Source organism: Lichenibacterium minor (assembly GCF_004137685.1).
GTDB classification, from domain to species: Bacteria; Pseudomonadota; Alphaproteobacteria; order Rhizobiales; family Beijerinckiaceae; genus Lichenihabitans; species Lichenihabitans minor.
This window is the reverse complement of the sequence record NZ_QYBB01000021.1, coordinates 23,934-38,623: the sequence shown is the minus strand read 5'-3', so window position 1 is coordinate 38,623 and position 14,690 is coordinate 23,934. Positions and strand designations below refer to the sequence as shown.

Here is a 14,690-nt window from a genome sequence, read left to right as displayed (position 1 = left end):
GACGCCCCGGAAGGTGGGGCGACGTCCGGGCCGGGGCCCTCGGGCTTGCTCTCGCGCCGGTTTGGACCAGGATGGCCGCGACCCTTCCCGCCGGAGCGACAGCCTTGATCCAGTCCGACGCCGTCGGCCCCCTCCCTCCACCGCCCGAGGACGCGGCCGCCACCCTCCAGGTCGCCACGACGCAGTCGATCGCCCTGAAGGCGGTCGCGACCCGCCGCGAGCACGACCTGCTCGGCGAATCCGACGTGCCGGCCGAAGCCTATTGGGGCATCCACACCAAGCGGGCGGTCGAGAACTTCCCCATCACGGGCGTGCCGGTGGGGCACTTCCCGGATTTCGTCCGCGCCCTGGCGCTGGTCAAGCAGGCGGCGGCCCGCGCCAACCGGCGCCTCCACCTGCTCGACGACGAGAAGGCCGCGCATATCGACGAGGCCTGCCGGCTGATCGCCGAGGAGAACCGCTTCCACGACCAGTTCGTGGTCGACGCCGTGCAGGGCGGCGCCGGCACCTCGACCAACATGAACGCCAACGAGGTCATCGCCAACGTGGCGCTGGAGCTGATGGGGCGCACGCGCGGCGACTACGCGGCGCTCCATCCCAACGACGACGTCAACATGGCGCAGTCGACCAACGACGCCTATCCGACGGCGCTGCGGCTCGCCATCATCCTGGCGACGGCGCCCCTGGTGCGGGCGCTCGGCGACCTCAGCTTCGCGTTCCGCACCAAGGCGGTCGACTTCGCCGACATCGTGAAGATGGGCCGCACCCAGCTCCAGGACGCCGTGCCGATGACGCTCGGCCAGGAGTTCGACGCCTTCGCGGTGACGATCAAGGAGGACGTGGCGCGGCTCGGCGACCTGTCGGCCCTGTTCCGCGAGGTCAACCTCGGCGCCACCGCCATCGGCACCGGCATCAACGCCGACCCGCGCTACGCCGCCCTCGCCGTCGAGGAGCTGGCGCGCTCGAGCGGCCAGCCGATGGTGCTGGCCACGAACCTCATCGAGGCCACCTCGGACATGGGGGCCTTCGTGCTCTTCTCGGGGCTGCTGAAGCGCATCGCCGTGAAGCTGTCGAAGATCTGCAACGACCTCCGGCTGCTGTCCTCCGGCCCGCGCACGGGCTTCGCCGAGATCCGCCTGCCGCCCGTGCAGGCGGGGTCGTCGATTATGCCCGGGAAAGTGAACCCGGTGATCCCCGAGGTGGTCAACCAGGTGGCCTTCCTGGTGATCGGTCACGACCTCACCGTCACCATGTGCGCCGAGGGCGGCCAGCTCCAGCTCAACGCCTTCGAGCCCACCATCGGCTATTGCGTCCTCAACTCCATCAAGATGCTGACGGCGGCCATCGACACGCTGACGGTGCGCTGCGTGGCCGGCATCGAGGCCGACCGCGCCCGCTGCGAAGCGCTGGTGCAGGGGTCGATCGGCATCGTCACGGCGCTCGGGCCGGCGCTCGGCTACGAGGCCTCGTCGCGCATCGCCCGGCGTGCGCTGGCGGAGAACCGCGGCGTCGCCGAACTGGTGCTGGAGGAAGGGCTGCTGACCCCGGCCGAGCTCGACACTCTGCTGCGCGTCGAGGCCATGACGCTGCCTTCGCGTCCGAAGCGCGTGCGCCCGCCGGAAGGCTGAGCGGGATGGCGCGCGGGCCCGCCCCCGCCGGCCTGACGGGCGCGCCAGCCGCGGGGGGACGTCAGAACAGGCTGAGCTGTTCCCCGTGCGGGGTGGGGGCGCGGAACAGGTCGTTGCGCAGCTTGGCGCGGGTCTTCGGGAAGCCGAGCTTGGCGGCGGCGATCTCGAAGCGCCGGCCCAGCATCCAGGCGTAGGGGCCCGTCCCCGTCATGCGCTTGCCCCAGGTCGCGTCGTAGTCCTGGCCTTCGCGCATCGACTGCACGAGGCCCATCACGTGGCGCAGCTTGTCGGGGAAATGCGCCAGCAGCCAATCCCGGAACAGGTCGCGCACTTCCAGGGGCAGCCGCAGCACCACGTAGCCCGCCTCGACGGCGCCGGCCTGCCGCGCCGCCTGCAGGATGGCCTCCATCTCGTGGTCGTTGACGGCCGGGATCATCGGCGCGGTCATCACCGTCACGGGGATGCCGGCCTCGCTCAGGCGCCGGATCGCGTCGAGGCGCTTGCGCGGCGCGGGGGCGCGGGGCTCCATGAGGCGGGCGAGCTCGGGGTCGAGCGTCGTCACCGACACCGCCACCTTGACCAGCCCCTTCGCCGCCATCGGCGCCAGCAGGTCGATGTCGCGCGCCACCAGCGCGGATTTCGTGATGATGCCGATCGGGTGGTCGCAGCGGTGGAGCACTTCGAGGATGGAGCGCATCACCTTCCGTTCCCGCTCGATCGGCTGGTAGGGGTCGGTGTTGGTGCCGATCGCGATCGTGCGCGGCTTGTAGTTCGAGGCCGCCAGCTCGCGCTCGAGCCGCCCCGCCGCGCCTTCCTTGGCGAAGAGCCTGGTTTCGAAGTCGAGCCCCGGCGACAGGCCCACGAAGGCGTGGGTGGGCCGCGCGAAGCAGTACACGCAGCCGTGTTCGCAGCCCCGGTAGGGGTTGATCGAGCGGTCGAAGGAGATGTCGGGCGAGTCGTTCCGGGTGATGACGGTCTTGGGCCGCTCGACCGTGACGCTGGTGACGAAGCTCGCCGGATCCGGCGCCGAAGCCTCGTCCTGCGGCTCGGCGATGCGCTCCTCGGTTTCGAAGCGCCCGGCGGGGTTCGACACCGCGCCGCGGCCGCGGCGCCGGTTCGCCAGCACGTCGTCCAGCGACAAGGGTTGCGCCCGGCGGGGGGACGGCTCGGCCCTGCGGGCTTGGGAAGGAAGCTCGGCCCTGCGGGCCGGGGGGAAGGGCGGCGGCGCGATCGGCGTCCCGCCGACATCGAAACCGGTCAACATCGGCGCTCTCCGGGCTCGGACGACGCCGGGATCCGCTGTGGATAACCCCGGCCGTGTCGGAACAGATAGAGAACGTCTTCCGAGGCGTCAATCGCCGAATCGCGGGCTCACGGACGGGGTTCGGGCGGCTTCGCGGGGTGGTCGTCCGCGACGTGCGGAGGCGCTTCGGCGGCGTGGTGCGGGGCCGGGGCGGCGGCCTTCGGCGGGCCGCCGGCCGGGGTGGGGGCCGCGACCATGCAGCGGGCGTAGCGCAGCGGGCGGGCGATCTTGAGGCGGGCCGCCTGGCGCCGCATCTGCATCAGGTCCGGCCCCAGCATCCGGATCGTTTCCGTGTAGTTGCCCGGGCGCTCGGCCTTGCGGCACTCCTCGAAGATCTCGAACTGCCCGCCGCCCGTCGCCACCTTGCGGAAGGTGCAGTGGCCGGTCGGGAAGGTCACCTCGTGGGCCGTGTAGGTGCGCACGCGGGGCGCATTGGCGGCGCAGACGCGGTTCGCCCGCACCCATGTGCCCTCGAACGGGTACGACGGTTCTGCGGCGCGGGCCGGGGCGATCGCGACCCCCGCCAGCAGCAGGCCGAGAACCGCGGAGCGTGTCGCGTCACTCGTCATTGTAGGAGTTCATCTCTTCGAGCGGCACGGTCTTGGCCATCGTCAGGCGCGGGTCGTAGCGCACGCCGTCGGCGTCCAGGAAGGCGATCCCGGCCCCCTCGAAGGTCGTGCGAAGGCGCGCCGATGCGATGCCTTCCTGCCCGCCGCGCTCCAGCTGCGCCACGTCCTCGGGCGACAGCCCCGCCTCCTTGGACAGCTCCTCGGCCGTCATGTCGAGGGCGGCGCGCGCCATCCGGACCTGCACAGGTGTCATCGCGTGTTTCCCCTCGTCGATCCGCCGCGGCGGCGCCGTCACGGTGGCGCCGGGATTCCATCGCAGAGCGTCGCCGGGTTCATCATAGGGCGATGCCGGAACACCGGCAACGCCGCGCCGTGGCACCGGACTTGCTGCGGAAGCCCGACTGGCGGGGAGGATCGTGGGGGATGGGTGAAGGGGTGCCGTCGCAGCTGCCGTCCTGCCGCGCCGCGCCGGCCGCGGGGCGGCCGCGCCCGATCCTGGTCGTGCTGCACCAGGAACAATCGACGCCCGGCCGCGTCGGGCGCCTCCTGCGGGCCATGGGCTACGGGCTCGACATCCGCCGCCCCCGCTTCGGCGACCCTCTCCCCGGCACGATGGCGCACCACGCCGGCGCGGTGATCTTCGGCGGACCGATGAGCGCCAACGATCCCGACCCCTGGATCAAGGCCGAGATCGACTGGACCGCCGTGCCGCTGCGCGAAGGGGCGCCGCTGCTCGGCCTCTGCCTCGGCGCCCAGATGATCGCGCGCCAGCTCGGCCAAAGCGTCGGCCCGCACGCGGACGGCCACGTCGAGGTCGGCTACTACCCCATCTCGCCCACGGCGGCGGGCGACGCTCTGGCGGGCGAGCCCTTCCCGCGCTGGGTGTACCATTGGCATCGCGAGGGCTTCCGCCTGCCGCCGGGCGCTGAAGCCCTGGCCAACGGCACCGATTTCGAGTGCCAGGCCTTCCGCCACGGCCGCAACGCCGTCGGCCTCCAGTTCCACCCGGAAGTCACCTACGCGATGATGAGCCGGTGGATCGTGCTCGGCCACGAGACGGCCTGCGCCAAGAACGCCCGGCCGGTCCACCAGCACCGGCCCGATTGGTTCCTGCACGACGCGCCGGTGGCGCGCTGGGCCGGCGCCTTCCTCGAAGCCTGGGCGGCCGGCGCCCTGCCGCCGCAGCGGGCCGCCGAAGCCGGCGCGCTCCGCGACCGCCGCGCGGCCGGAGAGGCCCTCGTCACGCCGATGTGATCGGGCCGCCGTCGACCTCCGCCCCCGTCCCGCATTGTAGATCCGAGACGGACATCGGGAGGGGATCATGCCGGCTTATCGGCTCATGAGCACGCGCCACCACCCGGACGGATCGGTGGAAACGCCCTCGGCCGTCGAGCTCGCCGCCTGCGACGATCACGACGCCGACGAGCAGGCCCGCCGCTACCCGCTCGAGGATTTCGTCGAAGGGGCCGATTACGCCTGGCTCGTGGACGAGCGCGGTTCCGTCGTTTGCGCCTTCGCGGTGGCGGTCGGCCGCTGCGCGTGACGGCCGAGCGCCGCGAACCGCGTCGCCGTGGCATTCGTCCTCCGGGTTCCCTATGTTCGGAGCGAACGGACGGGGAGACGGCGTGGGCGAGGCGACGAGACGGGGGTTGTACGGCAGCCCGATCGAGGGGTTGAGGATCGACGTCGCGGGGGCGGAGCAGCTGTCGCCGCTCGTTCCCGGCGCGGAAGCGCTGGACGGGCTGGCCGAGGGGTCGCTGGGCGGGCTGGTCATGGTGGCGCCGCCCGGCACCGTCGAGCGCCGGCACGCGGTGGCGCTCGGCCTGCGGGCGCTGGCCCCCGGCGCGCCCTTCACCATCCTGGCGTCGAAGGACAAGGGCGGTTCCAGGCTCGGCGACGAGCTCGACGCCTTCGGCTGCCGGTTCGAGGAGACCGGCAAGCGCCATCACCGCATCTGTTCCGGCCTTCGGCCCGAGGCCCCCGTGGGGCTCGACGCGGCGGTCGCCGCCGGGGCGCCGCGCCTCGTCGAAGCGCTGGGCCTGTGGTCGCAACCCGGCATCTTCTCCTGGGACCGCCTGGACCCCGGCTCCGCCCTGCTGATCGAGACCCTGCCGGCCTTGTCCGGGCGCGGCGCGGATTTCGGCTGCGGCATCGGCGTGCTGAGCCACGCCGCGCTGGCTTCGCCCAAGGTGAAGGGCCTGACCCTGATCGACATCGACCGCCGCGCCGTCGAGGCCGCGACGCGCAACGTCGGCGACGCGCGCGCCACCGTGCGCTGGGCCGACCTGCGCACCGGCCCGCAGGGGCTCGCCAACCTCGACTTCGTGGTCATGAACCCGCCGTTCCACCAGGGCGGGATCGAGGACCAGGGCCTGGGCCAGGGCTTCGTGGCGACGGCCGCCAAGGCGCTCCGGCGCGGCGGCGCCCTGTGGCTCACCGCCAACCGGCACCTGCCCTACGAAGGGGTCCTGAAGCCGCTGTTCGGCCGCGTCGAGGTGCGGGCGGAGGCGCGCGGCTTCAAGGTCTTCGAAGCCCGGACGTGACGGCGCCCATCCGCCTGGACCGGCTGCTCGGCAACCTGGGCTACGGGTCGCGGCGCGACATCATGGTGCTGTGCCGCTCGGGCCGCGTCCTGCTCGACGGCGCCCGCGTGGCCTCCGCCGACCTCAAGGTCGCGCTGGAACCGGGCTTGGCGGCGCGGCTCACGGTCGACGGGGCCGCCCTCGACCCGCTGCCCGGCCTCGTGCTGGCGATGAACAAGCCGCTCGGCGTCACCTGCTCGCACGGGGACGCCGGCCCCCTCGTCTACGACCTGCTGCCGGAGCGCTGGCGTCGGCGCGACCCGCCGCTGTCGAGCGCCGGCCGGCTCGACAAGGACACGTCCGGGCTCCTGCTGTTCACCGACGACGGCGCCCTGCTGCACCGGATCATCTCGCCCCGGAGCGAGACGACGAAGCGCTACCGCGCCACCCTGGCCGAGCCGCTTCGGCCGGATGCCGCCGCGGTGCTGGCGACGGGCACGCTGGTGCTGCGGGGCGAGGACAGGCCGCTGCTGCCGGCCCACCTCGTCCTCGAAACCCCCACCCTCGCGGTGGTGACGGTGGCGGAAGGGCGCTACCATCAGGTGCGGCGCATGTTCGCGGCCCTCGGCAACCGCGTGGTCGATCTGCACCGCGACCGCATCGGCGCGCTCGACCTGCCCGGCGACCTCGGTGCCGGGCAATGGCGGCCCCTTTCGGGCGCCGAGGTCGCGGCGGCCCTGGCGCCCGCGGTTCCTCTTTAACATAGGATAGGGGACGACATGGTGCCACAGTGCGGTTCCGCCCGTGGCGTCGCCGGGCGGCACCGCCTATCTCGACAAGACCGCAACCCAGGTGGACTTCCATGCTCGACAGGCTGTGGCGACGCCTGCTCTGGCCGGCTGTGATGCGAGACGCAGATCGCCTGATCGAAGCGCACGGCCGCGGCGCCTACGGCTTGGCCCGCCTCGGCGCCACCGCGTCGCACGAGATGGACGGCCATGGCCATTGGTGCAGCGTCGCCCGCGAGATCGCCCGCCGCCTGGAACAGCAGTATCGGGCCAGGCAGAGCTGAGCGCCGCAGGGCGCTCCGTCCGTCCCACGCCACGGGCCGCCGACACGGCGCCCCCGCCGGGATCGCGTCCCGGAAGGGCCGAGCCTCGATCGCGACGCCCCATCGGCTGAACCGACAGACGTGGACGTCGCCGGTCGAAAGGCCTGCGACGATGCTCCGACGATCGAAGCCGGGCGTCCGAGCATCGCACGGTCCGGCATCCGATGCCGCCGACCGCGCCATGCTCGGCCGCGACTCCGCAGCCTCAGGACGACGGGGGTGCGGACGCCCCGATTCGGGGGCGTCCCGCGCGGGCGCAGGATGGGGGAGGGTCCGGTCGGGCCGCCGGGCCGGGGATCAGAACTCCAGGCAGATCTTGCCGAAATGCGCGCCGCTTTCCTGGTGGCGGAAGGCGTCGGCGAGGCCGTCCAGCGGGTAGGTGCGGTCGATGACCGGCTTCACCCCCATGGCGTCGATGCCGCGCACCATGTCGCGCTGCTCGCGCCGGCTGCCGACGATGAGGCCCTGCAGCCGCGCCTGCTTCAGCATGAAGGCGCCGGTCGGGACTTCGCCGCCCCGCCCCGTCAGCACGCCGATGAGGGCGATGTGGCCGCCCACCCGCACGGCCGCGATGGATTGCGGGAGCGTGCCGGGCCCGCCCACCTCGATGACGTGGTCGACGCCGCGCCCGCCCGTCGCGTCGCGCACCCGCGCGCCCCATTCCGGGTGGGTCTTGTAGTTCACCGTGGCGTCGGCGCCGAGGGCCCGCGCGCGATCCAGCTTCTCGTCCGACGACGATGTGGCGATCACCGTCGCCCCCATGGCCTTGGCGAACTGCAGGGCGAAGATCGACACGCCGCCCGTCCCCAGCACCAGCACGCTGTCGCCGGCCTTGATCCCGCCGTCGACCACCAGCGCCCGCCACGCCGTCAGCCCCGCGGTGGTCAGGGTCGCGGCTTCGGCGTGGCTGTAGCCCTTGGGGGCGAGCGTGAAACAGGAGGCCGGCCCGGTGAAGGCTTCGCGGGCGTAGCCGTCGACGCCGTCGCCCGGCACGGTGGCGAAGTCGCTGAGCGTGGCGGGGCCGTCCTCCCAGGTCGGGAAGAAGCAGGACACGACGCTGTCGCCGGCCGCGAACCCGGCCACGCCGGCGCCCACGGCCTCGACGGTGCCGGCGCCGTCCGACATCGGGATGCGGCCGTCGGCCTTCCAGCCGGGGCGGCTCGCCACGCCGTAATCGTGGTAGTTCAACGAGGACGCGTGCAGGCGCACGCGGATCTCGCCGGGGCCGGGGTCGCGGGCGGCCTCCAGGTCGAAGGGCTGGAGGTTGTCGAGGCCGCCGGGGGACCGCAGGCGCATGGCTTTCATCGTGGGCTTCTTCGAGGTTCTGGGTCGGGCGACGGAGGCGCGCCCGGCGTCCGACAACGAGCGGGACGGGCCGAAGTCTCCCCCGCGCCGGGGAGGTGTGGGCAACGCCCCGGCCGGCGCCGCCGGCCGGGCGCAGCGCCTTGCGCCCGGGTGCGCGATCGGCTGTGGTGCACCCGCACCGGGATCGCTCGGGCGAGGGTCGCGTGACATGTCAGACGCCGGCGAATTCCGGTTCCAGATCGACGACGCGGCGGCCGAGCCGCTCCCGATGGCGCGGCTGGCCGACCTGCTGCGCGACCTCGCGGTGATCTTCGGCGAGCGGGGCGCGGTGCGGTTCGCCGGCACGGGGGCGGCCGTGCCGGTCATCCGGGTCGAGCGCGGCGCGCTGCCCGCCGTGCGCGACCGCATCGCCGCGGTCGCCCGCGGGGCGGGGCCCGCCGACGCGATGCGGGCCTACCACGCGCTCGACGACAGGCTGGGGCAGGGAAGCCTCACCGCCACCCTGCTCGACGCCGCGGGCGAGGCCGTGCTGCTGTTCCCTGGGCGCGGCGACGCCGACGCGGTCCAGGTCCGGCAGGACGGCAGCATCGACGGCGAGGTCGTGCGCGTCGGCGGCCAAAGCGAGGAAGCGCGCATCCTGCTGCGCGCCGGCGACGAGGTGCTGGCCGACATCACCGCGTCGCGCGAGCTCGCCAAGGAGCTGGCCCGCCACCTCTACGAGCCCGTGCGCCTCCACGGGCCGGGCCGCTGGACGCGGCTCAGCGGCGGCCATTGGGTGCTGGACGGCCTGAGGGTGGAGCGCTTCGACGTCCTCGCCGACGCGCCGCTGCCGGACGCCTTGGCGGCGCTGCACGCGCTCCAGGAGCGGTGGGACGGCCCCGCCGCCCGCCGCGGGGGGGACGCGGCGTGAAGGTCGTGGTCGACGCGGACGTCCTGGAACTGCTGCTGCGGCCCACCCAGGCCGCCGCCCCGCGCGACCCCGCCACCGGCGAGGAGGTCGTGGCGTGGCGGGCCCGGCTCGGCGAGCTCGTCGCCCGCCTCGAGGAGGACCGGAGCAGCATCGTCATCCCGACGCCGGTGCTGGCGGCGCTCCTCGTGCGGGCCGGCCGCGCCACCGACGCCCTGCTGCGCCGCATCGAGGCGCGCCGGGCCTTCCAGGTCCAGGCCTTCGACATCCGGGCCGCCGTCGAGGCCGCCGCGATGGCGCGGGACGGCGGCGACGCGGGAGCCGCATCGGCCGCCTCCGAGCGCGCCCGGCAGGTGGTCGCCATCGCCCGGGTGAACGGCGCGGCGCGGATCTACGGCGACGACCCCGCCGTGCGGGCGCTCGGCCGCCGCCATGGGTTCGACGTCGTCGGCCTCGCCGACCTGCCGCTGCCCGCCCAGGGGCGCCTCGACCTCGGCGATCCGACGGGGTGAGCACCGTGGCGCTGGGCGCCGCGCCGGGGTAGACGGGGGCACAGACCGGGAACGCGCTCGACCTCATGGCCTACCGCTTCGTCCACGCCGCCGACATCCACCTCGACAGCCCGCTGAAATCGCTGGCGCTGCGCGACCCCGCGCTGGCGGAGCTGATCGGCAACGCCACGCGCCGCGCCCTCGTGGCGATCGTCGACCTGTGCCTCGACGAGGGCGTCGACGCCCTGATGCTCGGCGGCGACCTTTACGACGGCGACCAGACCTCGATGAAGACGGCGCGCTTCCTCGCCGGGCAGCTCCGCCGCCTCGACGAGGCCGGCATCCGCACCTTCGTCATCCGCGGCAACCACGACGCCCTGTCGCGCATCACCCGCGAGCTGACCTTCCCGGACAGCGTCAAGGTGTTCGGCGGCCGCGCCGAGGCGGTGGCGGCGGGGGGCGCCGGGGCGGGCTTCGACGTGGTGGTGCACGGCTTGAGCTTCCGCGAGCCGCACGCCGCCGAAAGCCTGCTGCCGAAATACCGCGCCCCCACCGCCGACGCGGTCAACATCGGCCTGATGCACACGAGCCTCGGGGGCCACGACGGCCACGACCGCTACGCCCCCTGCACGGTGGCGGAGCTTCAGGCGGCGGGCTTCCATTATTGGGCGCTCGGCCACATCCACCGGCGCGACGTCGCCCAGGCGCGCGGGCCGGGCGGCCCCGCCGTGGTGATGCCCGGCATGCCGCAGGGCCGGGACATCAACGAGGCCGGCGCCAAGACCGTGGCGCTGGTGACGGTGGGCGACGACCGCGGCGTCACGGTGGAGCACCGGCGGACGTCCGTGGCGCAGTTCGAACGCGTGGCGGTCGACCTCGACGGCGTCGCCGACTGGGGCGGCGTCGCGCGGGCCATCGACGCCGCGCTGGGCGTCGCGCGGGACGCCGCGCCGTCCGAGCACCTCGTGGCGCGCCTGAAGGTGACGGGCACGACGCCGCTGGCCTGGCGGCTGCGGCGCGAGATCGACCTGCTCAAGGCGGAGGCCGACGAGCGCGCCGCCGCGCTGGGCGCCACCTCCATCGAGAAGATCGAGGTGGCGAGCCTGGTGCCCGGCCCGGCGCCGGGCGCGCCGGGCGACCCGCTGCACGAGCTGCGCCGGCTGATCGACGAGGACGTGCTGCGGTCGAACGGGTTCCGCACCGAGATCGAGGCCGTCGCGGAAGAGCTGCGCGCCGCCCTGCCGCCCGAATGCCGCGGCATCCTGGGCACCGATCCGGCGGGCTTCGCGGCGGCGCTGGCCGCCGTCGTGGCCGAGGGCACCGAGGACGTGCTGGCGCGGCTCGGCACGCCGCCGGACGCCGGGGACCGCTGATGCGCCTCGCCCGACTCGACCTCACCCGCTATGGGAAGTTCACCGACCGCGTGCTCGACTTCGGGGCGCGGGTCGACGGCCGCCCCGACCTCCACCTCGTCTACGGCCCCAACGAGGCCGGCAAGTCGACCGCCTTCGCGGCCTTCCTCGACCTGCTGTTCGGCATCGAGGCGCGCAGCCGCTACAACTTCCTCCACCCCTACAACGCCATGCGGGTGGGCGGGGCGATCGAGTTCGCCGGGGGCGCGCAGGAGCTGTTCCGCGTCAAGCGCACCGGCGCCAGCCTGTTCGACGCCGCGAGCCGACCCCTGTCGGAAGCGCTCGTGCAGGGGGAACTCGGCGGCATCGACCGCGCCGCCTACCGCACCATGTTCTCGCTCGACGACGAGACGCTCGAAGCCGGCGGCGACAGCATCCTGGCGAGCAAGGGCGACCTCGGGCAGCTCCTGTTCTCGGCCAGCGCCGGCCTGGCGGAGCTCAGCCGCACGCTGGGCGACCTCCGCGTCGAGGCCGACGGCTTCCATCGCCCGAAGAAGCACGGCACCGCGCTGTCCGAGCTGAAGGCGCGGCTCGCCGACTGCAAGGCGCGCCGCGACGCGATCGACACCTTCGCGACCCAGTACGGGCAGCTCGCGGCCGGGCGCGACCGCGCCGAGGCGGCCTATGCCGAAGCGCGTTCGGCGCTCGCGGCCGCCCGCACGCGCCACGACGCGGTGGCGCGGCTGCTCGGCGCCCTGCCGCGCCTCGCGGCCCTGCGCGACATCCGGCGCGAGCTCGCCCCCCTCGACGCGCTGCCGGACGCGCCGGCGGGCTGGGCCGACGAACTCCCCGACCTGCTCCGCCGCGAGATCGCCCTCGACGAGCAGCTGCGCAGCCTCGACGGCGAGATCGCGCGCCTCGGCGCCGAAACCGACGCCGTGGCCCTCGACGCCGCCGCGATGGCGCTCGCCCCGCGGGTGGACCGCATGGCCGAGCCGAGGGCGCGCCACCAGGCCGCCGCGCGCGACCTGCCCGAGCTGCGGCCGAAGCTGCGGGACGCCGACCGCGCCGTGGCCGACCTCCTCCACCGGCTCGGGCGCCCCGCGGGCGAGGATCCGGCCCGCGCCGTGATCCCGGCCGCCGCCGCGGGAGCGTTGCGCGGGTCGATCGAGCGGCGCTCCGGCGTCGCCGCCCGGCTCGCCGCGGCGGTGGCCGAGCGCGACGAAGCGCAGCGGCTCCTCGCCGAAGCGCGCGGCAGGCTGGGCGACGCGGCTGCGGACGGCGCCGGCCTCGACCGGCTCGCCGCCGCGGCGGCGTCCTCGCGCGGGGGCGACGGCGCGGCGCGCCTGCGCCTGGCCGAGCGCGCCCTGCCGCGCCTGGCCGACGCGCTCGACGAGCGGATGCGCGACCTCGCGCCCTGGGCCGGCGACGGCGCGGCGCTGGCGGCGCTGCGGCTGCCCGACGTCGCCGCCTTCGAGGCGCTCCTGGCCGCGCGGGCCGACGCCGAAGCGCGGCTGGCGCGGGCCGCCGAGGAGGCGGGGCGGCTCGGGGCCGAGCGCGACCGCCTCCGGGCCGAGGCCGACGCGCTGGGCGAGGTCGCGGGCGTGGTCGGGGACGGCGAGGCCGTGGCGCTGCGGGCGGCGCGCGAGCGGGCCTGGGCGGAGCTCCGCGCCCGGCTCGACGCCGCCAGCGCGGAAGCCTTCGAGGACCTGATGCGGCGCGACGACATCGTCACCGGCGCGCGCTTCGGCCGGGCGGGCGACGTCGCGAAGCTGCACCAGCTCCACCTGTCGCTCGCCACCCTGGAGGTGGACCGCATCGCGGCCGAAGGCCGGCGCGACGCCGCGGCCGGCGCCCGGGACGCCGCTTCGGCCGCCGTGGCGGACGCGCTGCGGCCGGTCGTGCCGCCGCTGCCCGAAAGCTTGACCGCTCGGCTCGGCCCCTGGTCGGCGCGGAGGGCCACGGCGCTGGCGGCGGTTGCGGCGCTGCGCGACGCCGAGCGCGACCGCGCCGAAGCGGCGGCCGACCTCGCCTCAGCGCGCGACGCGATCGCGGCGGCGCTGGCGGGAGCGGGCGTGGCCCACGACCCGGCCGCGCCGCTCGACCGGCTCCTCGCGGCGGCGGACGCGGCGCTCGACCGCGCGTCGGCGTCGAAGGCGCTGCGGGCCGCCGCCGAGGACCGGCGCCGCGACGCCGAAGCGCGCGCGCGGGCGCTGGCCGAGGCGGAAACCGCCGAAGCGACATGGCATGCCGCCTGGGCCGAGACCTGCGCGGCGGCGGGGCTCGACGGGACGCCGTCCGTCGACGCCGCCGGCGAGGTGCTGAAGGCCGCCGCCGAAGTCGCGCCGCTGATCGGCGCCCGCGCGTCGCTGGCCGAGCGCGTCGCCGCGGCGGAGCGGGACGGGGACGCCTTCGCGGCCGAGGTGGCGGCCGTCGGCGCGGCGCTCGGGATCGCCGGGGACGCGCCGCTCGGCGAGCGCGACGACGCGATCGTGCGGCGGATCGCGGACGCGCGGCGGCTCGCCGAAGCGCGGGCCGGGGCGGAGCGGCGGCTGGCGGACGCGCGCGAGCGGCGCCGGATCGCCGCCGAATCCGCCGGGGCGCTGGCGCGGCGCGCGGGCGCCATGGCGGAACACTTCGGGGTCGGCACGCTGGCGGAGGTGGACGGCAAGCTGCGCGGCGCGGCGCGGCGCGAGGAGCTGCGCCGACAGGCCGAGGCGGCGGCGCGGGAGATCCGGGACGCGCTCCGCGTCGCCGATCCCGCGGCCGCCGAAGCGGCGCTCGACGGGCTCGACCGCGCGGCGCTGGACGCGGAGCGGGCCGAACTCGAGCCGCGGCTCGCCGACCTCGACGAGCGGGCGCGCGAACTCTTCGCCGCGAACGCGCGGGCGGCCGACGCGCTGGACGCCGTGGGGGGCGACGACGCGGTGGCGCGGATCGAGGCGGAGCGGCGCACGGTGCTGCTCGAGGTCGAGGACCAGGCGCGCCGCTACCTCCGGCTCCGCGCCGGCGTGGCGGCGGCCGAAGCCGCGCTGCGCGCCTACCGCGACCGGCACCGCAGCGCCATGATGGGCCGCGCTTCGCGGGCGTTCCGCGACGTCAGCCGGGGCGCCTACACGGGGCTCGCCACCCAGCCCGAGAAGGACGCCGAGGTGCTGCTCGGCGTTGCGGCGGACGGCTCGACCAAGCTCGCCACCGACATGTCGAAGGGCACGCGCTTCCAGCTCTACCTGGCGCTGCGCATCGCGGGATACCACGAGTTCGCGGCGACGCGCCGGGCCGTGCCCTTCGTGGCCGACGACATCATGGAAACCTTCGACGACTTCCGCGCCGAGGAAGCGTTCCGGCTGTTCGCCGACATGGCGGAGGTCGGGCAGGTCATCTACCTCACCCACCACCGCCACCTGATCGACCTCGCCCGCGCGGCCTGCCCGGCCGTGACGGTGCACGACCTGACGGCTCCCGCGTGAAGCGCGGGGCCGCCGGTCCCCCGCATGCGGGG

14 protein-coding genes are annotated in these 14,690 nt (G+C 75.1%); 10 read left to right on the top strand and 4 right to left on the bottom strand.

From position 1 onward, the window contains the following. Positions 1 to 71: 71 nt before the first annotated feature. Complete coding sequence (locus tag D3273_RS17165) at positions 72 to 1,628, top strand: aspartate ammonia-lyase (RefSeq protein WP_129228118.1); 1,557 nt, start codon at positions 72 to 74, stop codon at positions 1,626 to 1,628. A 61-nt stretch (positions 1,629 to 1,689) separates the two neighbouring features. Here the strand turns inward: D3273_RS17165 and D3273_RS17160 are convergent, their stop codons facing one another. From D3273_RS17160 to D3273_RS17150, 3 genes are all read right to left on the bottom strand, one after another. Beyond that, positions 1,690 to 2,892 (bottom strand): PA0069 family radical SAM protein, encoded by a 1,203-nt coding sequence (locus D3273_RS17160; RefSeq protein ID WP_129228117.1) that lies wholly within the window; start codon positions 2,890 to 2,892, stop codon positions 1,690 to 1,692. Positions 2,893 to 2,999: 107 nt separating this feature from the next. Then, complete coding sequence (locus D3273_RS17155) at positions 3,000 to 3,500, bottom strand: hypothetical protein (protein ID WP_129228116.1); 501 nt, start codon at positions 3,498 to 3,500, stop codon at positions 3,000 to 3,002. Then, positions 3,490 to 3,753 carry a transcriptional regulator gene (locus D3273_RS17150; protein ID WP_129228115.1) on the bottom strand — a complete coding sequence of 88 codons (264 nt, stop codon included), beginning with the start codon at positions 3,751 to 3,753 and terminating at the stop codon, positions 3,490 to 3,492. The genes D3273_RS17155 and D3273_RS17150 overlap by 11 nt, the downstream gene beginning before the upstream one ends. Positions 3,754 to 3,923: 170 nt before the next feature. On the opposite strand from D3273_RS17150, the gene D3273_RS17145 reads away from it, so the two are divergent. The 5 genes from D3273_RS17145 (at position 3,924) to D3273_RS17125 (ending at position 7,094) form a co-directional block, all read left to right on the top strand. Further along, on the top strand, positions 3,924 to 4,754 hold the full coding sequence (locus tag D3273_RS17145) for a glutamine amidotransferase (RefSeq protein WP_129228114.1): 831 nt from the start codon (positions 3,924 to 3,926) through the stop codon (positions 4,752 to 4,754). A 67-nt stretch (positions 4,755 to 4,821) separates the two neighbouring features. Next, entirely contained in the window at positions 4,822 to 5,043 is a 222-nt protein-coding gene (locus D3273_RS17140; RefSeq protein ID WP_129228113.1) for a hypothetical protein, read from the top strand. A 52-nt stretch (positions 5,044 to 5,095) separates the two neighbouring features. Then, positions 5,096 to 6,043: a class I SAM-dependent methyltransferase gene (locus D3273_RS17135; protein ID WP_129228112.1), complete on the top strand. Its 948-nt coding sequence runs from the start codon at positions 5,096 to 5,098 to the stop codon at positions 6,041 to 6,043. Further along, the gene (locus tag D3273_RS17130) at positions 6,040 to 6,783 is read left to right on the top strand and encodes a pseudouridine synthase (protein ID WP_245501232.1); all 744 of its coding nucleotides are present in this window, start codon (positions 6,040 to 6,042) and stop codon (positions 6,781 to 6,783) included. Before D3273_RS17135 ends, D3273_RS17130 begins: the two co-directional genes overlap by 4 nt. A 101-nt stretch (positions 6,784 to 6,884) precedes the next feature. Beyond that, entirely contained in the window at positions 6,885 to 7,094 is a 210-nt protein-coding gene (locus tag D3273_RS17125; protein WP_129228111.1) for a hypothetical protein, read from the top strand. A 336-nt stretch (positions 7,095 to 7,430) separates the two neighbouring features. Here the strand turns inward: D3273_RS17125 and D3273_RS17120 are convergent, their stop codons facing one another. After that, entirely contained in the window at positions 7,431 to 8,438 is a 1,008-nt protein-coding gene (locus D3273_RS17120) for a zinc-dependent alcohol dehydrogenase family protein (RefSeq protein WP_129228110.1), read from the bottom strand. A 208-nt stretch (positions 8,439 to 8,646) separates the two neighbouring features. Between D3273_RS17120 and D3273_RS17115 the strand changes: the two genes are divergently transcribed. The 4 genes from D3273_RS17115 to D3273_RS17100 all read left to right on the top strand — a co-directional run bounded on the left by D3273_RS17115 (position 8,647) and on the right by D3273_RS17100 (position 14,658). Next, positions 8,647 to 9,348 (top strand): hypothetical protein, encoded by a 702-nt coding sequence (locus D3273_RS17115; protein ID WP_129228109.1) that lies wholly within the window; start codon positions 8,647 to 8,649, stop codon positions 9,346 to 9,348. After that, a complete protein-coding gene (locus D3273_RS17110; RefSeq protein ID WP_129228108.1) occupies positions 9,345 to 9,857 on the top strand; it encodes a hypothetical protein in 513 nt (170 codons plus the stop codon). Before D3273_RS17115 ends, D3273_RS17110 begins: the two co-directional genes overlap by 4 nt. 65 nt (positions 9,858 to 9,922) lie before the next feature. Beyond that, a complete protein-coding gene (locus D3273_RS17105; RefSeq protein ID WP_129228107.1) occupies positions 9,923 to 11,209 on the top strand; it encodes a metallophosphoesterase family protein in 1,287 nt (428 codons plus the stop codon). After that, positions 11,209 to 14,658 (top strand): YhaN family protein, encoded by a 3,450-nt coding sequence (locus D3273_RS17100; protein ID WP_165359536.1) that lies wholly within the window; start codon positions 11,209 to 11,211, stop codon positions 14,656 to 14,658. Before D3273_RS17105 ends, D3273_RS17100 begins: the two co-directional genes overlap by 1 nt. Positions 14,659 to 14,690 lie beyond the last annotated feature (32 nt).

Excerpts from the sequence above, each read along its gene's own strand:
- D3273_RS17120 (WP_129228110.1), bottom strand. The coding sequence starts at position 8,438 with ATGAAAGCCATGCGCCTGCGGTCCCCCGGCGGCCTCGACAACCTCCAG.
- D3273_RS17105 (WP_129228107.1), top strand. The coding sequence starts at position 9,923 with ATGGCCTACCGCTTCGTCCACGCCGCCGACATCCACCTCGACAGCCCG.
- D3273_RS17135 (WP_129228112.1), top strand. The coding sequence starts at position 5,096 with ATGTTCGGAGCGAACGGACGGGGAGACGGCGTGGGCGAGGCGACGAGA.
- D3273_RS17145 (WP_129228114.1), top strand. The coding sequence starts at position 3,924 with ATGGGTGAAGGGGTGCCGTCGCAGCTGCCGTCCTGCCGCGCCGCGCCG.
- D3273_RS17165 (WP_129228118.1), top strand. The coding sequence starts at position 72 with ATGGCCGCGACCCTTCCCGCCGGAGCGACAGCCTTGATCCAGTCCGAC.
- D3273_RS17115 (WP_129228109.1), top strand. The coding sequence starts at position 8,647 with ATGTCAGACGCCGGCGAATTCCGGTTCCAGATCGACGACGCGGCGGCC.
- D3273_RS17125 (WP_129228111.1), top strand. The coding sequence starts at position 6,885 with ATGCTCGACAGGCTGTGGCGACGCCTGCTCTGGCCGGCTGTGATGCGA.
- D3273_RS17100 (WP_165359536.1), top strand. The coding sequence starts at position 11,209 with ATGCGCCTCGCCCGACTCGACCTCACCCGCTATGGGAAGTTCACCGAC.
- D3273_RS17140 (WP_129228113.1), top strand. The coding sequence starts at position 4,822 with ATGCCGGCTTATCGGCTCATGAGCACGCGCCACCACCCGGACGGATCG.
- D3273_RS17150 (WP_129228115.1), bottom strand. The coding sequence starts at position 3,753 with ATGACACCTGTGCAGGTCCGGATGGCGCGCGCCGCCCTCGACATGACG.
- D3273_RS17160 (WP_129228117.1), bottom strand. The coding sequence starts at position 2,892 with ATGTTGACCGGTTTCGATGTCGGCGGGACGCCGATCGCGCCGCCGCCC.
- D3273_RS17155 (WP_129228116.1), bottom strand. The coding sequence starts at position 3,500 with ATGACGAGTGACGCGACACGCTCCGCGGTTCTCGGCCTGCTGCTGGCG.